The sequence below is a fragment of the Cupriavidus sp. P-10 genome, from assembly GCF_003402535.2.
Taxonomy (GTDB): Bacteria; Pseudomonadota; Gammaproteobacteria; order Burkholderiales; family Burkholderiaceae; genus Cupriavidus.
On sequence record NZ_AP025171.1, the window covers coordinates 2,341,811 to 2,361,308 of the forward strand.

Genomic DNA, 19,498 nt, shown 5'->3' on the forward strand with positions numbered 1-19,498 from the left:
ACCGGCCTGAACACGCGCCGATGGAATCGACCGTGGAGCGCACGCGCGAATCGCTCGCGAGCGCCTTCGATAAGCTGGCCGAGCAATCCCGGCGCCAGCTGCAGCGCTACGCCGCCACCATTGCCGTGCTGATCGCCGTGGTGGTGTTCTCCGGCCTGCTGCTGGCCGGGCTGGCCGCGGGCCGGCACCTTGATTACCGGCGCGGGCACGTCGCGCAGTACATGGCGGCGCTGTCGCAACTGCTGCAGAACGAGGCGTCGTTCCTGCGGCGCAGCGTGCTGACGCTCCGCTACCAGCGCGAAGCCCCTGCCCCCGAGCGGGCGCTCGATGCCGCCGTTGAATCGTTCCGGCGCATCGGCGCGGCCAGTATCCACGTCGATGCGGTAGGCAAGGACTACCACCTGCTCGCCGCCGCCGGCACGCGGCAAGCCTGGGGCGCAAGGCTGCCGGCGCAGTTCGCGGAGCTGCGCCATATCGCGCTGGCCACCATGGCAACGCAGCTGGCATTCGGCCTCGATCACGATGCCTATGCCGTCGCGCTGGACGAAGACAGCGCCGTGGTCATCCGCCAGCCCGAAGCCGGCGCGCGCGCGCCGATGGCGCTCGATCCCACGCTGATCCCGCTGCTGCGCACGCGCCTGACCGAAGCGCTGCTGGACCGTACCGGCCATGCCGTGCCGACGCGCGACCAGCCGGTGTGGATCGGTCCGCTGCGGCACCCGGTCGACGATACCCCGGTCATGATGCTGGTCAGTGCCGCCTACGCCGGCGACAGGCCGACTACGCTGGTCGCCGCCTGCATCCCGGTTCAGGATTTTCTGACGAACCTGCACCGGCCAGGCAAGCCGGCGCTGCTGCTGCTGGTCAGTGAAGCCGACGAGATCATCGGCGTGTCGCCGCGCGAGGGCGTGGTGTCGGCCGCCCAGATTTACCACCTGGCTGCGCGGGCGCGCCACGTCGATCACGATACGCTGCTGTACACCGGCAATGGCGTGCTGCTGGTCGAGCCACTGCAGGCGGGCCTTGGCCTGCTGGTGTACTTCCTGCCTTACCGGATGCTGGCCGCAGCGCTCGCCGCAGAGTTCGCAGGCATCGCGGCGGCCATGCTGGTGCTGGTGGGCGGCATCGTGCTGACCGCGCGCTACTGGAGCCGCCACCTGCTGCGGCGCACGCACGCCGAAGCCTCGCGCGCGCTGGAAAGCGAGCTGATGACGCATATCCTGGTCAGCGCCACGCCGGTCGGCCTGTGCATCGTGCGCCAACGCGACTATGGCGTGCTGATGCGCAACCAGCGAGCCGACATGCTGCTGCAGCTGCATGGCTCCATGCAAATGCCCGACGCGCTGGTACAAGCTTTCGGGGCGCAAGCGTGCCGCCGCGGCGACGGTCCTGCCGCCATTGCCAGCCTGACTGTCGCCGCGCCGGCAGCGGCCCCGGCGGACGAAGCCGCATCGAACGCCGTGCAGGTCGACGGTACCGCACTGCCGGCCGACGCCACCAACGCCACCAACGCCACCAACGCCACCAACGCCACCATCGCCGCCAACGCCGCCAGGCGCTTCCTGCAGATCACCTATGCGCCGGCGCGCTACCGCGATGACGACGTGCTGTTCTGCGCGGTGCTGGACTGTACCGCACAACAGGCGCTGGAGGACCAGCTGCGCTCGGCGCAACAGGCCACGGAGTCCATGATGCGCGCCCGCTCGACTTTCTTTGCCGCCATGAGCCACGAGATCCGCACGCCGCTCAATGCGCTGCTCGGCAACCTGGAGCTGCTCGCGCGCAGCCCGGGGCTGCAGCCGCATGCGGCGCGCCTGCAAGCGCTTGACGCGGCCGCCGAGGCATTGCGGCGCATCGTCAACGATGTGCTGGACTTCTCCAAGATCGATGCCGGCAAGCTCGAACTGTTCGAAGAACCCTTCCGCCCGATCGACGCACTCGAAAGCCTGGCACTGACCTATGCGCCGATGATGGCGGGCCGGCCGCTGCGCTTTCAACTCCTGCTGTCGCCGTCGCTCGACGTGGAAATCACTGGCGACAGCACGCGGCTGGTACAGGTGTTCAACAACTTGCTGAATAACGCGTTCAAGTTCACCGCCAGCGGACGCATCATCTTCAGCGCGGAACTGTGCACTGACGGCCAGGGCGTACCCCAGCTGGTCTGCCGCGTCGCCGATTCGGGCATCGGCATGCCGCCGTCGCTGGTGGAGCGGGTGTTCCAGCCGTTCGTGCAGGGCGATGGCGTCGGCGCCGGGCGCCATGGCGGCACCGGGCTCGGGCTGTCGATCTGCGCGCGGCTGTGCGAGCTGATGGGCGGCAGCGTCACGGTGGCGAGCGTTCCCGATATCGGCAGCGCCTTCACGGTGCGCCTGCCGGTGCGGGTCACGCCGGCGGCGCACCCGGCCGCCGGGCACGCTGACACCACTGCGCCGCGGAGCGATGTGCTGGTGCTGTGCCAGGATGCGCGCATCGGGGAAAACCTTGCAGCATGGCTCAAAGCCGCAGGCTGGCGCGCGAACTGGCTGGCATCACTGGCAGCGGCGCAGGAATACCTGGCGTACAAGCCCGCCCGGGTCATTGTCGCCAGCGACGACTTTCCGCTGGCCGCGCTCACCACGCTGCTCGAAGCGGCCGCCGCCACGGTGGCATGGGTCACGCCGGACGGCCCCCATCGCCCGCGCCAGCGCGCGCCCGGGATTCTCGAGGTCACGGCCTACAGCCATCATGCGTTGCTGGCGTGCGTAGCCATGGCAGCCGACAACGCTGCGCAGGCTCTGCCCGCCGCGGTCAGCGACCGCCCCAGCGATGCACTACCTCATGCACTACCCCATGCACTACCCCATGCACTACCCCATGCGCCAGACCATGCCGTCAGCAATGGCAGCATCGCGCCCGCGGCGCCGCAGGCTCCACCAGCCCAAGCCACGCCGCTGGCAACCATCCTGGTGGCCGAGGACAACCCGCTGAACCGGGCCCTGGTCACAGAGCAGCTGCAGACACTCGGCTATCAGCCGATCGTGGTCAGCAACGGCAAGCAGGCGCTTGCCGTGCTGGAGACCACGCCGGTCGACGCCTTGCTGACCGACATCCAGATGCCGGGCATGAGTGGCTACGAACTGCTGGAAGCGGTGCGCGACCGGCATGCCGGCGTGCCGGTGCTGGCGTTCAGCGCGTTCGCGGGCAGCGAGTGGACGACCGGCTGGCGCCAGCGCGGGTTCGCCGGCCATGTGTCCAAGCCGGCCTCGCTGCAGGACCTGCAGGCATGCCTGCGCAGGTTGCCTGGTTGCTGCCCGGCCCATGCCGATGCCGAGGGCAACGCCGGCGCGGATGCCGGCGCCGCCGACCGCGAGCGCTATGAAGCCATGCTGCGCACCCAGCTGCGGCAGGACCTGCCAGAACTTGAGCACATCATCGCGCAATGCGAGCTGGCTGCGCTGCGGCGCTGGACACATTCCGTGGCCGGCGCCTTCATGATCGTGCGCCGCAAGTCGATCGTACGCGAGTGCCGGGCATTGGAATCGCTGTGCGTCGCGGCCAGAGCCTGGACACCCGCGATCGCCGCCGCTGCCGCGGCGCTGCGCGAGCGGCTGCGCAGCTACATCGAAAACATTGGCGCCGCGTCCTAGCGCGCCCTAGCGTGCCTGCAAGTGCCCGCAAGTGCCTTGCCGGCACGCCTTACCACAATTGGCGGATTTGCGAGTACCGCCACGCAGGACGATAATGGCGGGGCCGCGCGATGGCCCGCCATCCCCCCGCCTTTCCGGGCGCGCCATTGTCTCCAATGTCTTCCCCCATGCAGCCAGAACAAGGCCTCCCCCAGCCGCAACGCACCTGGGCGATCCTCACCGTTTTCTTCGGCCTGATCATGGCCGTGCTCGATGGATCGATCGCCAACATCGCACTGCCCTCCATCTCGCGCCAGCTGCAGGCCGAGCCGTCGAGCACTATCTGGGTCGTCAACGCCTACCAGCTCACCGTGACGGTGTGCCTGCTGCCGCTGTCGTCGCTGGGCGACATCCTCGGCTACAAGCGCGTGTACCGCGTCGGGCTCGCTACCTTCCTGGTGGGCTCGCTGCTGTGCGCGCTGTCGGTCAACCTGCCCATGCTGGTGGCGGCGCGCGTACTGCAAGGCATTGGCGGCGCGGGCATCATGAGCGTCAATACCGCGCTGGTGCGCTTTATCTACCCGCCCACGAAGCTGGGTCGCGGCATCGGGCTGAATGCGGTGGTGGTTGGCGTGACCATTGCGGTGGCGCCTTCGCTGGGCGCCATGATCCTGGCGGTGGCCAGCTGGCAGTGGCTGTTCGCGGTGAACGTGCCGGTGGCAATCCTTGCATTGGCCATGAGCCGGCGCTCGCTGCCGGAGACGCCGCCGCAGCCTCGCGACTTCGACTATCCCAGTGCGCTGCTGTCGGCGCTGGTGTTCGGCCTGTTTATCCTGAGCGTGGATGGGCTCGGCCATGCCCGCTGGCGCGCAATCGGCGTCGCGGGGCTTGTCGCTGCAATCCTGCTGGGATGGCTGCTGGTGCGGCGCCAGCGGGGCCGCACCGCGCCGCTGGTGCCGGTGGACCTGTTTGCCAGCCGGTCCTTCACGCTGGCGGTAGGCACCTCGTTCTGCTCCTTCATGACGCAGATGCTGTCCTTCGTGGCGCTGCCTTTCTACCTCGAATACCAGCTTGGCCGCTCGCTGCAGGAGACCGGGCTGCTGATCACGCCCTGGCCGCTGATGGTGGCGGTGATGGCCGCGCTGTCGGGGCGGCTTTCGGACCGCTACCCGGCCAGCATCCTCGCGGGCCTCGGGCTGGCCATGCTGGCCGGCGGGCTGGTGGGACTGGCTACGCTGGGACCGGATGCCAGCAGCCTCGACATTGCGTGGCGCATGGCGATGTGCGGCACCGGCTTCGGCTTCTTCCAGTCACCCAACAACCGCGCCATGATCGGCGCCACGCCGCCGGCCCGCAGCGGCGGTGCCAGCGGCGCGCAGGCCACCACGCGGCTGCTGGGGCAGACCACCGGTACGGCGGTGGTGGCCTTGCTGTTCAGCCTGGTGCCGGACGGCGCTGCGCGGGTCGCGTTGTATGTGGCGGCGGCGGTCGCGACCGTCGGCGCCATCATCAGCCTGAGCCGGCTGCGCGATCCCAGCGGCGAAGGCAATGCGCAGGCGGCGGCCGAACCGGACGCCTGAGGACGACACGCGAGAGCCCGCGGCCGCAGGCCCTGTGCGGTTCTACACCGCGATGCCGCCGAACTCCTGCATCACCTTGTCATGCAGGCGCCGCATGCCGCGCAGCCAGCGATCGTAGTCCTGGCCCTTGCGCCGGTAGTATTCCAGCACCTCCGGGTGCGGCAGGATCAGGAAGCGCTCGTCGGCCACGCCCTCGAGAGTCACCGCGGCAACATGCTCGGCGGTGACCGACCCCTCCTGCAGGAAGCCCTTGCGCTCTCCTTTCTCGCCGAACAGCATGTTGGTCTGCACGCCCTGCGGGCAGATGCAGCTGACCTTGATGCCGCGGTCGCCGTAGGTGATCGACAGCCATTCGGCAAACCCGATCGCCGCGTGCTTGGTCACCGCGTACGGAGCCGAGCCGATCTGCGACAGCAGCCCCGCCGCCGATACCGTGTTGATGAAGTAGCCGTCGCCGCGCTCGAGCATCTGCGGCAGCACCGCGCGCGCCGCATGGATATGCGCCATCACGTTGATTTCCCAGATGCGCTGCCATTCTTCGGCACCGGCGTCGAGGCCCTTGCGCAGGATGATGCCGGCGTTGGAGCAGAAGATATCGACCTGCCCGAAGCGGCGGGTGGCTTCGTCGGCCAGTGCCTGCACCGCGTTCGCGTCGGCGACGTCGACCGCTTGCGCGAACACCTGGCACGACGGCACGGCCTCCTGGACTTCAGCGGCGACGCTGGCGGCGCCGGCCTCGTTCAGATCAGCCACGGCCACGCCACGCGCTCCGGCCTGTGCAAACGCCAGCGCCAGCGTGCGGCCAATGCCGGTGGCCGCACCGGTTACCACGACGGACTTGTTGCGTACTTCCATGCGCTATCTCCTCATTGATCCTTGTTGATATGGGTGTGTCACCGCGTCATTCGTTGGTGGCCGCTCGCTGGCGGCACACGCGCCCGCCTCGGGCGCATCCGCTGGCAGCCGCATCGACGCGCGCGCGCCGCCGGGCTGCCACAGGCGCGCCTGCAGGGTCCCGGCCAGGTCGCGGATGCGCGGGCCGAGATTGCCTTCCAGGATCTCCGGCGACAGGCGCGCCGCGGAGCCACCGATATTCATCGCCAGCACTTCGCTGCTGCCCGCGAGCCGCAGCGGCGCGGCGGCGCCGCTGACGGTGCGGTCCCATTCGGCGTGCGCGACGCAGAAGCCGCGCCGGGCATGGTCTTGCAGCGCCCGCTCGATGCCGCTGCGCACGGCGGGCCAGCGGGTGCCGTAGTGGCGCGCCAGCTCGCCCAGCGCGGCCTCGCGATGGCCGGCGTCGAGTCCCGCCAGCCAGGCGCGACCGATCGCCGAGGTCGCCATCGGCAGGCGCGCACCCGGCGCCAGCCGGATCACCAGCGCGCCGCGCGGCTGGCAGCTTTCCAGGTAGACCATGGCGTGCCGGTCCGGCATCGCCAACGCCACCGTGCAGTCGGTGGCGAAAGCCAGCGACTGCATCAGCGGCTGCGCGATCTCGCGGATGCCCGCGCCGGCGATGTAGCGATGGCCCAGCACCATCGCGCCCTGCCCGAGCCGGTATTTCTCCGAACCCTCGATATAGGTCAGGTAGCCAAGCGTGGCCAGCGTGTAGGTCAGCCGCGACACGGTCGGCCGCGGGATGCCGGTGCGGCGCGAGAGCTCGGCATTGCCGAGGTAATCGTCCTGCGGCCCGAAGGCCCGCAGCAGCTCCATGCCGCGCGCCAGCGCCGTGACGAAGTTGCGGTCGTCGGCGCAGTTCGGACCCGCCGGCGCGTCAGCCGGCGCAAGCGCATGGGCAGCGTCAGGTGGCGGAGTCGGGATGGTGGTGGAGCGCTTCATGAGGCAGGCGGCGACGGCTTGCGGCAACGGCAGAGGACTCTTGATAGCAGTTTCCTGCCCGGACCTGGCACCGCTATGTAGCAAAAACATGTGAGCCAATAACGGGACTTATAGATTCAAATCAAGGTGTTAGCACCCTTCCTGAGACGCAAGGACCAGGCGCAGTAACGGGGGCAGAGCGAGCGCAGAGGCGGGGCGCAGTAGCGGGCAGATACGTCCCAATGGAATCAAGCACTTACCTGCCGGACCCGCCTGCCGCCAGGGGCGCGAACCGCGGTCTAGAATGGAACTGCCCTTTGGCGATTGAGTCGCTTTGGGCGCTTCGGGAGGGATATGCCATGACGGCAATCGAAGAGCCCTCTCCGGGAACGTATCCCGGTCGCTACTGGCATTTCCTGGACGATGGCCGCATGCAGTGCGACCTGTGTCCGCGCCACTGCCGCCTGCATGACGAGCAGCGCGGCGCCTGCTTCGTGCGCCAGCGGCTTGGGGACCGGATGCTGCTGACCGCCTATGGCCGCTCATCCGGCTTCTGCATCGACCCGATTGAAAAGAAGCCGCTCAACCACTTCTACCCGGGCAGCGCCGTCCTGTCGTTCGGCACGGCGGGCTGCAACCTGGCCTGCAAGTTCTGCCAGAACTGGGATATCAGCAAATCACGTGAAATGGAGACACTGGCCGTGGCAGCCATGCCCGAAGCCATCGCCGAAGCGGCGGCGGCCCATGACTGCAAGAGCGTGGCTTTTACCTATAACGACCCGGTGATTTTCGCCGAGTACGCGATGGACGTCGCCGATGCCTGCCGCGAACTCGGCATCCTGGCGGTGGCGGTGACCGCCGGGTATATGGGCGAGCAGGCACGACGCGATTTCTACAGCAGGATGGACGCGGCAAACGTCGACCTGAAGGGCTTTACCGACGCGTTCTATGTCGCACTCACCGGCGCGCATCTGCAACCGGTGCTGGATACGCTCCTGTACCTGAAGCACGCAACCAAAGTCTGGTTCGAGATCACGACGCTGCTGATTCCCGGCAAGAACGACAGCGATGATGAGATCCGCGCTGAGGCCCGGTGGATCGCGAGAGAACTTGGCACCGACATCCCGCTGCACTTTACGGGGTTTCATCCAGACTACAGGATGCGCGACGTGCCGCCCACGCCGTTCTCCACGCTTGCGCATGCCCGCAAGCTCGCGATCGATGAGGGGCTGCGTTACGTGTACACCGGCAACGTCCACGACACTGAAGGCGCAACCACCTACTGCCCCGCCTGCCGTGCACCGCTGATCGTGCGCGACTGGCATGCGATCGATAGCTATCGCCTCACGCCCACCGGAACCTGCCCGGATTGCTTTGAGCCGGTTGCCGGCTGCTTCGGGCATTTCAGGCATCACTACGGGCGGCGCCGGATTCCTGTGCACGTCGGAACGTAGGCCAGTGATGCAGCACTGACGGCCCATGCCAGCAAACCTCACCCCCGAATACAAGCAGGCCGAACAAGCCTACCGGCTGGCACGCCAGCCGCGCGAGCAGCTCGAATGCCTGAAGGAGATGCTCCGTGTCATCCCCAAGCACAAGGGGACGGAGCGTCTGCAAGCCGATATCAAGTCGCGGATCAGGGAACTGACCCAGGAATCAGCGGGCCACGGGAAGGCGGCGCACAGGGGGCCGTCACATGCAGTGCATGCTGAAGGCGCGGCCCAGCTCTGTCTGATCGGCCCGTCCGGCGCGGGAAAATCCAGCCTGCACGCGCGGCTGACTGGCTCGGGCAGCGAAGCCGGGCCCTACCCCCACCCGACCCAGTTGCCGGTTCCCGGCATGTTGCAGTTCGAGGACATTGCCTTTCAGCTGGTGGATCTGCCACCTGTCTCAGCCGAATTCATGCAACCCGGGCTCACCGATATCGTGCGGGTGACAGACGGCGTACTGCTCGTGGTCGACCTGAGCGCGCCAGACTGTACAGAACAGCTGGCGCTGATGCTCCAGCGACTCGCCGAGGCAAGGATTAACCTGTCGGAGCGCTGGCCGGGCCAGGCCGACAGCACTGCCGCATCGGCACCATCGGGGGAATCGGCGGCGGCTGACCCGTTCAGTGTTCACCTCCCTGCGCTGCTGCTGGCCAACAAGGCCGATCTCGCCAGCCCGGAGGACGCGGCCGTGCTCGAAGACCTGCTCGGCGTACATTTTCCGGCGCTCGCAACCTCGGCAACCCGCGGACAAGGACTGGCCGGGATCGGTCCGTTTCTTTTCGGGGCTCTGAGCATCGTGCGCGTCTACACCAAGGCGCCCGGGAAGCCCGTCGACCAGAGTCGGCCATTTACGATGCGCCGCGGCGACACCGTGCTGGATGTCGCCCTGCGGGTGCACCCGGATCTCGCGCGTACGTTCAAGTTCGCCCGCATTTGGGGGAGCGGAAAGTTCAGCGGGCAGCAGGTGGGCGCCGATCATCCGGTAGCCGATCGGGACGTGGTGGAACTGCATGCGTAGGTGCCGGCCCGCGCGGCGGGCGGCACAGCCGGCTTCAGGTTGACCGCCGCACTGGAGCGATTCCGGCAGGGCGACAAGCCCTAGATATCGGGAGCGAGCAGGAGTCCGGTCTTCACTGTGTGGATCAGCGCGAGGCGATCTTCGACTGCCTTGCGCAGGACTTCTCGTCCCCTGAACGGATCCGTCAGGTAACTGGCGTACTGGCTTGCCCGAATCTGCACCTTGAGGGTCATCACCATCGCCCCGCTCTCCGGCCATGTCACCGTGAACGCCGGATGGCTGTCCGCGCATTCAACGAAAGCCGTGTCAGGCGACACAAAACAGGAATCAGCGCCCTGGGCCAGGAACTGGAGATCCTTGTCCTTGAACTCGTAAGTTGCCATGTCTTTCTCCCATCGCGCGGAAGATCGTGGCGTGAACGTTATCAGCGCTGGCAGCCGCCGCAATCTGCTCATTCCCATGTTAATACGCCTGGAGCTTCCAGGAGTAGCCATCAATCAGGGACGGCGGCGGCCTGTGGAACGGCGTGGCACAAACGGCTAGTGGGCATTCCATCCCAGCTCCCTCAGGGCTTTCCCGAGGTCATTCCCCCAGCACTGGCGCCGCTATTTCGCTGTGCGGAATACTCCACCGGTTTCCTTGACGATGCCGCGAAGCCTATGCAAAAGTCGGTGAAAACGAACGACCGTGCGGGAATACTCCCGACACCTCGTCACCGGGCTTTCGCTGCCGCCGGCCTCGTCGGCGCAGCGTTACCCGGCAAGCCGGGCGGCCACGTTGCCGCATCGCACAGGAGACAGTCCATGCAGCATCCGCACCTCGCGTCCGCGCATCCGCCCCGTAGCCGTCGCGGCGCGATCCCGGCCACGCCGACCTGCCCGCGCCAGCCTGGCGCTGGCGCCCGCTATACAGCGCGCACGCCGCGCGCCTGATCCACACGCCCCGAATTCTTGCGTGGCAGCGCCCGGCGCTGCCGCGAGGGATCACGCCCGGGCCTTGTCCGCGCGTGCCTGGATTTCCGATTCGCGAACCGCATGAGGTAACCCCGTGGCATTGTTCCTACAACAGATACTCAACGGCCTGACGCTGGGCGGCGTCTACAGCCTGGTGGCGCTTGGCCTGACGTTGGTCTACGGCATCCTGCACGTGCCCAACTTCGCGCACGGCGCGTTCTACATGGCCGGCGCCTACGTGTCGTACTACCTGATGACATCGCTGGGCTTGAACTACTGGCTGGCCATGGTGGGCGCCGCGCTGGTGGTGGCCGTGCTGTCGATGCTGGCCGACCGGCTGGTGTTCCACCCGCTGCGCAATTCGCCCGAGCTGCACGACATGATCGCGGCCATCGGCATCCTGCTGTTCCTGGAGGCCGGCGCGCAGGCGCTGTGGGGCGCGGACTTCCACCGCATGCCGACGCCGTATGGGCAGATCGTCGACGTCTTCGGCCTGACCGCGCCCCTGCAGCGCCTGCTGATCATCGGCGCCGCCTTTGCGCTGATGGTGCTGCTGCACCTGTTCCTCACGCGCACCATGACCGGCGCCACCATCATGGCGATGGCGCAGAACCGCGAAGGCGCCGCGCTGGTCGGCATCGACGCCACGCGCGTCACGCTGCTGGTGTTCGCCATCTCGGGCGCACTGGCCGCGATCGCCGCCACGCTGTACGCGCCGATCAACCTGGTCTACCCGAGCATGGGCAACCTGGTCATCACCAAGGCCTTCGTCATCATCATCCTGGGCGGCATGGGCAGCATCCCGGGCGCCATCGTCGGCGGGCTAATCATCGGCATGGCCGAGAGCTTCGGCGGCTTCTACGTTTCCACCGACTACAAGGACATCATCGCCTTCGTGCTGCTGGTGGTGATCCTGTCAATCCGGCCGCAGGGCCTGTTTGCCGCCAAGGCAGCCTGAGGAGGCGCACAACATGAAAGCACTGCAAGGAAAGACCGGCTGGATGCTGCTGCTGGCACTGGCCATCGCGTTCCCGCTGGTCACGCCCAACAGCTACTACCTGAGCGTGATGACGCTGGCCTTCATCTATGCCCTCGCCACGCTGGGGCTGAACCTGATCACCGGCTACACCGGCCAGCTGAACCTGGCGCACGGCGGCTTCATGGCGATCGGCGCCTACACGCTGGGCATCCTGACCGTTGACCACCAGGTGCCGTTCTGGCTCGCGTTTGCGCTGTCCGGCGTGGTGTGTATGGTGCTGGGCTATGTGGTCGGTGTGGTCTCGCTGCGGCTGAAGGGCCATTACTTCTCGATCTTCACCATGTGCATCGGCTACATCATCTACCTGGTGATCGAGAAATGGGAAAGCCTGACGCATGGCACCGTCGGGCTGATCGGCATCCCGGTGCCGGCGGCGATCGGGCCGTTGGCGTTCGACAGCGTGCAAGCGCAGTACTACCTGGTGCTGTTCTTCCTGGCGGCGGGCACGTTCCTGATGCACCGGATCGTCACCTCGCTGCTGGGCCGCAGCTTCATGGCCGTGCGCAACAGCGACGCGCTGGCCGAGGCGCTGGGCATCAACCTGATGCGCACCAAGATCCTGTCGTTCGTGCTGTCGGTGGGCTACGCGGGCTTTGCCGGCGCGCTGTATGCCGGGCAGGTGCGCTTCCTGGGTCCGGACATTGCCCGCACCGACCTGACCTTCGACATGGTGATGTCGATGCTGGTGGGCGGCATCGGCACGCTGTTCGGGCCGCTGCTGGGCGCGGTGCTGGTGCCGTGGATCACGCAGTCGCTGCAGTTCATGCAGGACTACCGCATGCTGGTGTTCGGCCCGGTGCTGATCCTGCTGATCATCTTCGTGCCGGACGGCATCGTGGGCTCCTGGCTGAAGAAGCAGGCACGCAGGGCCGCCGCCGCACGCCGCGGCAAGCCCACGCAGCCCGCCGTTACCGGCAATCACGCTGTCCCGACCACCCGCGCCGGAGCCGACCATGCTTGAGATTCGCAACCTGACCAAGAAATTCGGCGGCCTGACCGCGGTGCACGATGTCTCGGTGACCTTCGAGCAGGGCCACATCAACGCCATCATCGGCCCCAACGGCGCCGGCAAGACGACCTTCTTCAATCTGGTGGCAGGCACGCACGCCCCCTCCTCCGGGCAGATCCTGTTCAAGGGCCAGGACGTGGCCGGCCTGCGCGCCGACCAGATCGCGCGCCTGGGCGTGGCGCGCACCTTCCAGGCGACCGCGCTGTTCGACCGCGCCACGGTGCTCGACAACCTGATCGTCGGCCACCGGCTGCGCACGCGCTCGGGGCTGGGCGACGTGCTGTTCAACACGCGCCGCCTGCGCGAAGAGGAACGCCTGTGCCGCGACAAGGCCGAAGCCGCGCTCGACTTCGTCGGCCTGTCGCACCTGGCGCATGAAGTCGCCGCCGATATCACGCAGGAAGCGCGCAAGCGCGTGGCCTTCGCGCTGGCGCTGGCGACGGACCCGGAACTGCTGCTGCTCGACGAGCCCGCGGGCGGCGTGAACCCGGAGGAAACCGTGGGTCTCGCCGAACTGATCCGCAAGATGGTGCGCCATGGCAAGACCGTCTGCCTGATCGAACACAAGATGGACATGATCATGCGGCTGGCAGACAAGATCATGGTGCTGAACTACGGCGAGAAGATCGCCGAAGGCACGCCCGCGCAGATCCAGCAGGATCCGCATGTCATCGAGGCCTACCTGGGAGCCGACCATGTTGCAGCTTGAACGCGTCTCGCTGTCGTACGGCAGCTTCCGTGCCCTGGACAACATCACGCTGCACGCCGCGGCAGGCGAGCTGGTGGTGCTGCTGGGCGCCAACGGTGCCGGCAAGAGCTCGATCTTCCTGGCGATGAGCGCGATCCACCGCATCAGTGGCGGCAGCATGCGCTTCGACGGGCGCGAGCTGTCCGGCATGAAGCCATCGCAGATCGTGCAGGCGGGGCTGGTGCATTGCCCGGAGGGACGCAAGCTCTTTCCGGCGATGAGCGTGGAGAAGAACCTGGTGCTGGGCGCGTACGTGCACCGGCGCGATGGTGCGGGCATCCGCAAGACGCTGGAGGAAGTCTATGAACTCTTCCCGATCCTGAAGCAGAAGAAAGACGACCCGGCCGGCTCGCTGTCAGGCGGACAGCAGCAGATGGTGGCACTGGGCCGCGCCCTGATGAGCCGGCCGCGCGCGCTGCTGCTGGACGAGCCGTCGCTGGGGCTGGCGCCGCTGGTGGTCAAGCAGATGTTCGAGATCATCCAGCGCATCAACCGTGCGGGGACGACGGTATTGCTGGCGGAGCAGAACGCCTACGCGGCGCTGGGGATCGCGCATCGCGCCTATGTGATCGAGAGCGGGCGGATCGTGATGGAGGGGGACAGGGATACGTTGCTGAAGGATGAGGGGATTCGGAAGGCGTATATCGGCGGGTAAAAGTCAATCGCAAGACCGCCGCAACTGACAAGCGCAGTACTTTCAGGAGACATAGCAATGCAAAGCAAGATCATGCGCCGCATCATCCCGCTGGCCGCCACCGCCGTGGCCGCGATGCTGGCTTCGGGCGCCGCGCTGGCGCAGGAAGTCGTCAAGATCGGCTATACCGGCCCGCTCTCGGGCGGCGCTGCGCTGTATGGCAAGAACGTGCTGTCGGGCGTGCAGATGGCTGTGGACGAGATCAACGCCGCGGGCCTGGAAGTCAAGGGCAAGAAGGTCAAGCTGGAAGTGGTGGCGCTGGACGACAAGTACTCGCCCGCCGAAGCCGCCATCAACGGCCGCCGCCTGGTGCAGCAGCACAAGACGGCGGCGGTCTTCGTGCCGCACTCGGGCGGCATCTTCGCCCTGCAGGCGTTCAACGAGCAGGAAAAATTCCTGGTGATGGCCTATTCCAGCGTGCCGCGCATCACCGATGCCGGCAACAAGCTGACCATCCGTATCCCGCCGGCATACACCGGCTACATCGAACCGTTCATCAAGGCGCAGATGAAGCGCTATGGCAAGAACGTGGCGCTGACGCCGGCCGACCACGACTACGCCAAGGCGTGGGTGCAGGCCTTCGTGCCGGCGTGGGAATCGGCGGGCGGCAAGGTGGTGGCCAACAATCCGATGTCGTACACCAAGGCCACTGACTTCTACAGTGGCGTGTCGCGCGCCATCAGCGAAAAGCCGGACGTGATGTTCGTCGGCGGACCGTCGGAGCCGACCGCGCTGGTAGTCAAGCAGGCACGCGAGCTGGGCTTCAAGGGCGGCTTTATCGTGATGGACCAGGCCAAGATGGACGAGATGGCCAGGGTCACCAACGGGCTGGCGATGCTGGAGGGTTCGATCGGCGTGCTGCCGCTGGTCAACGACAACCGCCCGGCGGCGCAGGCATTCAATGGCAAGTACAAGAAGCTGCATGACGGGCGCGATGCGACCACCGAGATGTCGCTGAACTACACCATGGTCTATGCACTGGCCGGCGCCATGAAGCTGGCCGGCACCACCAGCGATGCCGCGGCGATCCGCGCGAAGATGCCCGACGCGGTGAAGGGGCTGGCCAAGGAGGTCAATCCCAACGAGGTCGACGGCATCGACGCCAAGGGCGGCTCGGTGGCCGATACCGTGGTGGGCTGGGTGCAGAACGGCAAGATCTCGCAGGTGCGCCTGTCCGAGCTGGCCAAGTAAGCTAGTCAACTAAGCGGACCGGCCGCGCCGGTGAAGCCCTGCAGGCCGCGTGGCCTGCAGGGCTTTTTCTTTGGGCGGCCAGCCGATAGGATCCGTGCTTGTGCGTCTTAGTTGGAGGGAAGCCGATGGCCAGCCAGACTCCCAGGAAGCCGGCAAAAGCCGCAAGCAAGGTCGCTGACAAGGGCGGCGACGGAAGGCCCCGCCTGCTCTCCGGCGGCAATCCCCAGATCGCCAAGGCCGACGGCGATGCGCCGGTGCAGGCATATATCGCGGCCATGCCGGGCTGGAAAAGCGACGTCGGCCGCCGCCTTGACGCGCTGATCGTGCGTCACGCCCCCGACGTGCGCAAGGCGGTGCGGTGGAACTCGCCCTTCTATGGCATCGAGGGCCAGGGCTGGTTCCTCAGCTTTCATTGCTTCACGAAATACATCAAGGTGGCGTTCTTCCGCGGCGCGGCGCTGAAGCCCCTGCCGCCCGGCGAGTCCAAGGATCCGGACACGCGCTATCTCGATATCCGCGAGCAGGACGCTATCGACGAAGAACAGCTGGCGAGCTGGATCCGGCAGGCGTCGGCATTGCCGGGCTGGACCCCATAGCGTCCCGCGTGCGCTGCCGCTACGAGCGAACGCCGAACAGGCCGTGCCAGAATGAATCGAAGGCGCCGGGCTGGCGCCTGGCCCGCTCGGGGGCCTCGTGGCCCGACGCCGTTGCGGCCTCCGCCTCGGATGCTTGCGCAGCGGCCGCGCTTGCCCGGCGCGATGCCTGCAAGGCCGAAACACTGTCGGCGATACGTGCCGCCAGTTCCGCCTCGCAATCCCGGCCAAGCAGCACGCCAAAAAGGACATCGCGGTTGTGCCCGTCGTCGGCAAAGCGCATGGCGATGGCGACCATCTTCTCGTACTGCTCCTGCGCCACGCGCTGGGCCTCGCGTTGTACGGCGCGCTCCTGCTCTTCCTGTGCGTCTTGCTCCGCTTGCCAGCGGCGCATCTCGCGCTCGAAGACTTCGTCGTAGATCTGGCGCTGTTCGGCGTCGGACAGGATCGCGTAGGCGTCGCGGATGTCCTGGAACGCCGCGTGCGCCTCGGCCTCGCGGCCGAGGTTGCGATCCGGGTGCCATTTCATGGCGGCGCGCCGGTACGCCTGCTTGATCTCGTCAAGGGTAGCGTCGGATTGGACGCCTAACGTCGCGTAAAGAGTGGTCATGGGCCGATGGGGAGCGCTGCTGGGCTGGCGTTCATGCTAGCACGGCACGGTGACCCCTCGGTGGGCCACCGCCGCTACTGGCGCCTGTCGCCGTCACGATTGCGTGCTTCCATCTGCCCACGGTCGTGCTGGGCGCGCTGCTGTTGCTGTTGCTGGCGCTGCTGTTCCTGCTGCTGGCGCTGGCGGTCCTGCATCTGCCGCTGCTGCTCCTGCTGATGGCGCTGCTGCTCCTGCATCGCCCGCTGCTGCTCCTGCATCTGCCGCTGCTGCGCCTGCGCGGCGCGTTGCTGCTGCTCTGCCTGCTGGCGCTGCATGGCCTGCTGGCGTTGCTGCTCCTGCATCTGACGGTGCTGTTCCTGCATTTGCCGTTGCTGCTCCATCTGCTGGCGCTGGGCCGCCTGCGCCTGGCGCTGCTGGGCTTCCTGGGCCTGGCGCTGCTGCGCCTCTTGCATCTGCCGCTGCTGCTCGAAGCGTTGGCGCTGCATCTCCTGGCCCTGACGCTGCTGCTCGGCCATCTGGCGCTGGCGCTCCACCTGCTGACGCTGCTGCTCGCCCGCCTGCCGCTGCTGGTCCATCTGCTGGCGTTGCGCGTCCTGCGCCTGGCGCTGCTGGTCCAGCTGCTGGCGCTGCGCGTCCTGCGCCTGGCGCTGGCGGCTTTCCTGCATCTGGCGTTGCTGGGCGTCCTGCGCCTGACGCTGCTGCGCCTCTTGCATCTGGCGTTGCTGCTCGAAACGCTGGCGCTGCATCTCTTGCGACTGGCGCGCCGTATCGGGGCGATCCTGTCCGTCCGCCCACTGGCGTTGCTGCGCGCGCTGCTGTTCCTGCTGGCGCCGCTCCACCGCCTCCTGTTGCTGGCGCTGCAGCTCGCGCGCCTGCTGTTGTTCGCGGCCCGGCTGGCCCTGCCACTGGCGCTGCTGTTCCTGCTGGCGGCGCTCCATCGCTTCCTGCTGCTGCCGCTGCTGTTCGCGCGCCTGCTGCTGTTCGCGGCCCGGCTGGCCCTGCCACTGGCGCTGCTGCTCCTGCTGGTGGCGCTCCATCGCTTCCTGCTGCTGCCGCTGCTGTTCGCGCGCCTGCTGCTGTTCGCGGCCCGGCTGGCCTTGCCACTGGCGCTGCTGTTCCTGCTGGTGGCGCTCCGTCGCTTCCTGCTGCTGCCGCTGCTGTTCGCGCTGCATGGCCTGCGCCTGCCGTTGCGCATCGGGCTGGCCGGCGAAGCCGCGTGCGTCGTCGGGACGCGCGCTCTGTCCGCGGCCATTGCCGCGCCAGCCATCCGGGCCCTGACCCGGGTCTGGCCGACCGGCGCGCGGCTGCTGCTCGCGTGCGGCCAGGGCTGCCTGGCTCATGCGCACGTCTGGCATCCGCTGCGCCTCGCGCCCCGGCCGCCCCGGGCGTTGCTCGGCACCGCCACGCCAGGCCGGGCCCGCGCCAGGGACGACGCCCCCCTCGCGGGCGAAGCGGCGGGCCAGGTCGTCGGTGGCGGGCCGTCCCGGGGGATACGCCGCGATCGCCTGGCGCTCGAAGCCCGGTCGTGCTTGTGGCGGCAGTTGCCGCACCGGCGCGGCGCCGACCAGGCTGTTCTTGACGGGCGCCACCGGCGGGCCACCGCGTGCCTCGCCCGCCGGCAGGTTGCGCCATTCGGCGCGATGCATGCCGCGCGCCGGGCGTCCCTCGACAAAATTGCGCGCCGGCATGCCGGTGATGGCGCCAGGCACGTTGCGGTTGGCGTAGGGCGCGGGCCGACCCCGGTCGCCCATCACGAAGTTGTTGACGGTGACACGGTTGATACGCGCGACATAGCTGGGGCTGGCGCGGTATGCCGGCCGGTAGGCATCGCGCGGGCCCAGCGGGTACCACGCCACGCCGGGGCCGCCGCCCACATGCACGCCGCTCCAGCCGTGCCCGCCGCCGCCACCGCCGACAAAGGCGACCACGGCCGGCGAGTAGCACGGCCGCACGCGCGGGCCCGGCACCCAGCCCCAGCGCGTGCCCACATAGGCCCAGCGTCCGTAATGCGACGGGGCGAAGCCCCATGGGGCATCGTCGATCCAGGTCCAGCCCCATGGCGCGACCCAGGCCCAGTGGCCGACGCTGTAGGGTGCCCAGCCTGCACTGACGGCGCGCGGGAACCAGACCGCGCCATAGGCGGGTTCTTCCTGCCAGTCGCCGTAGTCATCGAGCGCCGCGTAGCCAGGCATTTCGCGCGGCAGGTAGCGGGCCGACGGCGACGCGTCTTCGCGCGCGTCGCGTGCCAAGGTCCAGCGGTCGAAGCCGTCGTCGGCAACGGGGCCGCCGCCGGCGTCGGCCAGGTCGGTGCCGGCAAAGCGCATGCGGTCGCCGCGCTGCAGTTCGATCGAGCGGCTGTCGCCGTAGACCATGGCGCTGCCATGCCGCATCGTCACCGTGGTGGTGCTGCCGTCCGGCGCCACGTCGAGCCGGTAGTCGCCCGGTTCGCGCGGCACGAAGGCGAGGTTGGGGGTATCGATCTCGACGGTCTGGTCCTGCGGCAGCGCGCGCACGCGTACCTGCAGCGTGCCCTGCGTCAGCTTGACCTGCGTGGTGTCGTCGTCCAGGTTCAGGATGCTGGCCGCGGTGGCGCCGCCCATGCGCATGGCGACCGTGCCGGCATGCAGCTCGGCGCGGCCGCCGGCGTCCATCCACAGCCGGTCGCCCGTGGTGACCGGCCGGTTCAGGCCCGTGGCGGCCCACTGATCCGAGCCCGCCGGCGCGAAGCTCAGGTTGCCTTCGACCGCGGTCAGCGTGGCGATGCGGGCGGACGGGTCGGCCTGCGCGACCGCGGCGTCGGCCACCGGCGCGTCCAGGTAGGGCTGGCCGGGTGCCGGCACCTGGGCCAGTGCAGCAGCCGCCACCGCCAGGGCGGCCGCGGCGGCCAGCGTGGTCAGGGCGAGCCGGCTGCGCGGCCCGGCAAGCGGGCGGGTACCACCAGGTTGGACGGATTCGGACATGATTTCAGGTCGGGACAAGACGCTCCGGATGCGGCGCGGGCCCACTGATCGGAGGCCGATCGGCGAAGCCAATGGCAACGCGCCATCCTATTGTCACCATACATTGCCGGGAAGCCAGGCAGCACGGCCCGCGCGGCGGACTTTGTAAGCGCGTATTTCGCCATGTGGCATGGCGGCTCGCGGCGCAACCGGG

General features: G+C 68.0%; 16 protein-coding genes. 11 read left to right on the forward strand and 5 right to left on the reverse strand.

Annotated elements, in window-relative coordinates:
* Positions 1-20: 20 nt before the first annotated feature.
* Together CTP10_RS27395 and CTP10_RS27400 are read left to right on the forward strand one after the other, a co-directional pair.
* A complete protein-coding gene (locus CTP10_RS27395) occupies positions 21-3,626 on the forward strand; it encodes an ATP-binding protein (protein ID WP_116319490.1) in 3,606 nt (1,201 codons plus the stop codon).
* Between the two features lie 167 nt (positions 3,627-3,793).
* Positions 3,794-5,185 carry an MFS transporter gene (locus CTP10_RS27400; RefSeq protein ID WP_116319489.1) on the forward strand — a complete coding sequence of 464 codons (1,392 nt, stop codon included), beginning with the start codon at positions 3,794-3,796 and terminating at the stop codon, positions 5,183-5,185.
* Positions 5,186-5,227: 42 nt separating this feature from the next.
* Here the strand turns inward: CTP10_RS27400 and CTP10_RS27405 are convergent, their stop codons facing one another.
* Positions 5,228-6,040, reverse strand: a complete 813-nt coding sequence (locus tag CTP10_RS27405) for an SDR family oxidoreductase (protein WP_116319488.1) — start codon at positions 6,038-6,040, stop codon at positions 5,228-5,230.
* A 3-nt stretch (positions 6,041-6,043) separates the two neighbouring features.
* Positions 6,044-7,021: an IclR family transcriptional regulator gene (locus tag CTP10_RS27410; RefSeq protein ID WP_233528121.1), complete on the reverse strand. Its 978-nt coding sequence runs from the start codon at positions 7,019-7,021 to the stop codon at positions 6,044-6,046.
* Between the two features lie 221 nt (positions 7,022-7,242).
* Between CTP10_RS27410 and amrS the strand changes: the two genes are divergently transcribed.
* Together amrS and CTP10_RS27420 are read left to right on the forward strand one after the other, a co-directional pair.
* On the forward strand, positions 7,243-8,454 hold the full coding sequence (gene amrS, locus CTP10_RS27415) for an AmmeMemoRadiSam system radical SAM enzyme (protein WP_233528120.1): 1,212 nt from the start codon (positions 7,243-7,245) through the stop codon (positions 8,452-8,454).
* A 25-nt stretch (positions 8,455-8,479) separates the two neighbouring features.
* Positions 8,480-9,508: a TGS domain-containing protein gene (locus tag CTP10_RS27420; RefSeq protein ID WP_116319486.1), complete on the forward strand. Its 1,029-nt coding sequence runs from the start codon at positions 8,480-8,482 to the stop codon at positions 9,506-9,508.
* Positions 9,509-9,588: 80 nt separating this feature from the next.
* Here CTP10_RS27420 and CTP10_RS27425 read toward each other — a convergent pair whose 3' ends face one another.
* Positions 9,589-9,891: a hypothetical protein gene (locus CTP10_RS27425; protein ID WP_116319485.1), complete on the reverse strand. Its 303-nt coding sequence runs from the start codon at positions 9,889-9,891 to the stop codon at positions 9,589-9,591.
* Between the two features lie 420 nt (positions 9,892-10,311).
* Here CTP10_RS27425 and CTP10_RS27430 point away from each other — a divergent pair, with 420 nt between their 5' ends.
* From CTP10_RS27430 to CTP10_RS27460, 7 genes are all read left to right on the forward strand, one after another.
* The gene (locus CTP10_RS27430) at positions 10,312-10,440 is read left to right on the forward strand and encodes a hypothetical protein (RefSeq protein ID WP_271815817.1); all 129 of its coding nucleotides are present in this window, start codon (positions 10,312-10,314) and stop codon (positions 10,438-10,440) included.
* Positions 10,441-10,555: 115 nt separating this feature from the next.
* Positions 10,556-11,419, forward strand: a complete 864-nt coding sequence (locus CTP10_RS27435; RefSeq protein ID WP_116319484.1) for a branched-chain amino acid ABC transporter permease — start codon at positions 10,556-10,558, stop codon at positions 11,417-11,419.
* A 13-nt stretch (positions 11,420-11,432) separates the two neighbouring features.
* Entirely contained in the window at positions 11,433-12,461 is a 1,029-nt protein-coding gene (locus tag CTP10_RS27440) for a branched-chain amino acid ABC transporter permease (RefSeq protein WP_116319483.1), read from the forward strand.
* Entirely contained in the window at positions 12,454-13,218 is a 765-nt protein-coding gene (locus tag CTP10_RS27445) for an ABC transporter ATP-binding protein (RefSeq protein WP_012356559.1), read from the forward strand. The genes CTP10_RS27440 and CTP10_RS27445 overlap by 8 nt, the downstream gene beginning before the upstream one ends.
* On the forward strand, positions 13,205-13,912 hold the full coding sequence (locus tag CTP10_RS27450) for an ABC transporter ATP-binding protein (protein WP_116319482.1): 708 nt from the start codon (positions 13,205-13,207) through the stop codon (positions 13,910-13,912). Before CTP10_RS27445 ends, CTP10_RS27450 begins: the two co-directional genes overlap by 14 nt.
* A 57-nt stretch (positions 13,913-13,969) precedes the next feature.
* On the forward strand, positions 13,970-15,142 hold the full coding sequence (locus CTP10_RS27455; RefSeq protein WP_116319481.1) for an ABC transporter substrate-binding protein: 1,173 nt from the start codon (positions 13,970-13,972) through the stop codon (positions 15,140-15,142).
* Positions 15,143-15,267: 125 nt separating this feature from the next.
* A complete protein-coding gene (locus tag CTP10_RS27460; protein WP_116319480.1) occupies positions 15,268-15,738 on the forward strand; it encodes a DUF1801 domain-containing protein in 471 nt (156 codons plus the stop codon).
* Between the two features lie 19 nt (positions 15,739-15,757).
* Here the strand turns inward: CTP10_RS27460 and CTP10_RS27465 are convergent, their stop codons facing one another.
* Together CTP10_RS27465 and CTP10_RS27470 are read right to left on the reverse strand one after the other, a co-directional pair.
* Positions 15,758-16,345, reverse strand: coding sequence for a J domain-containing protein (locus CTP10_RS27465; protein ID WP_116319479.1), 588 nt, complete (start codon positions 16,343-16,345; stop codon positions 15,758-15,760).
* A 74-nt stretch (positions 16,346-16,419) separates the two neighbouring features.
* A complete protein-coding gene (locus tag CTP10_RS27470; RefSeq protein WP_116319478.1) occupies positions 16,420-19,305 on the reverse strand; it encodes a DUF6600 domain-containing protein in 2,886 nt (961 codons plus the stop codon).
* Positions 19,306-19,498: the final 193 nt, after the last annotated feature.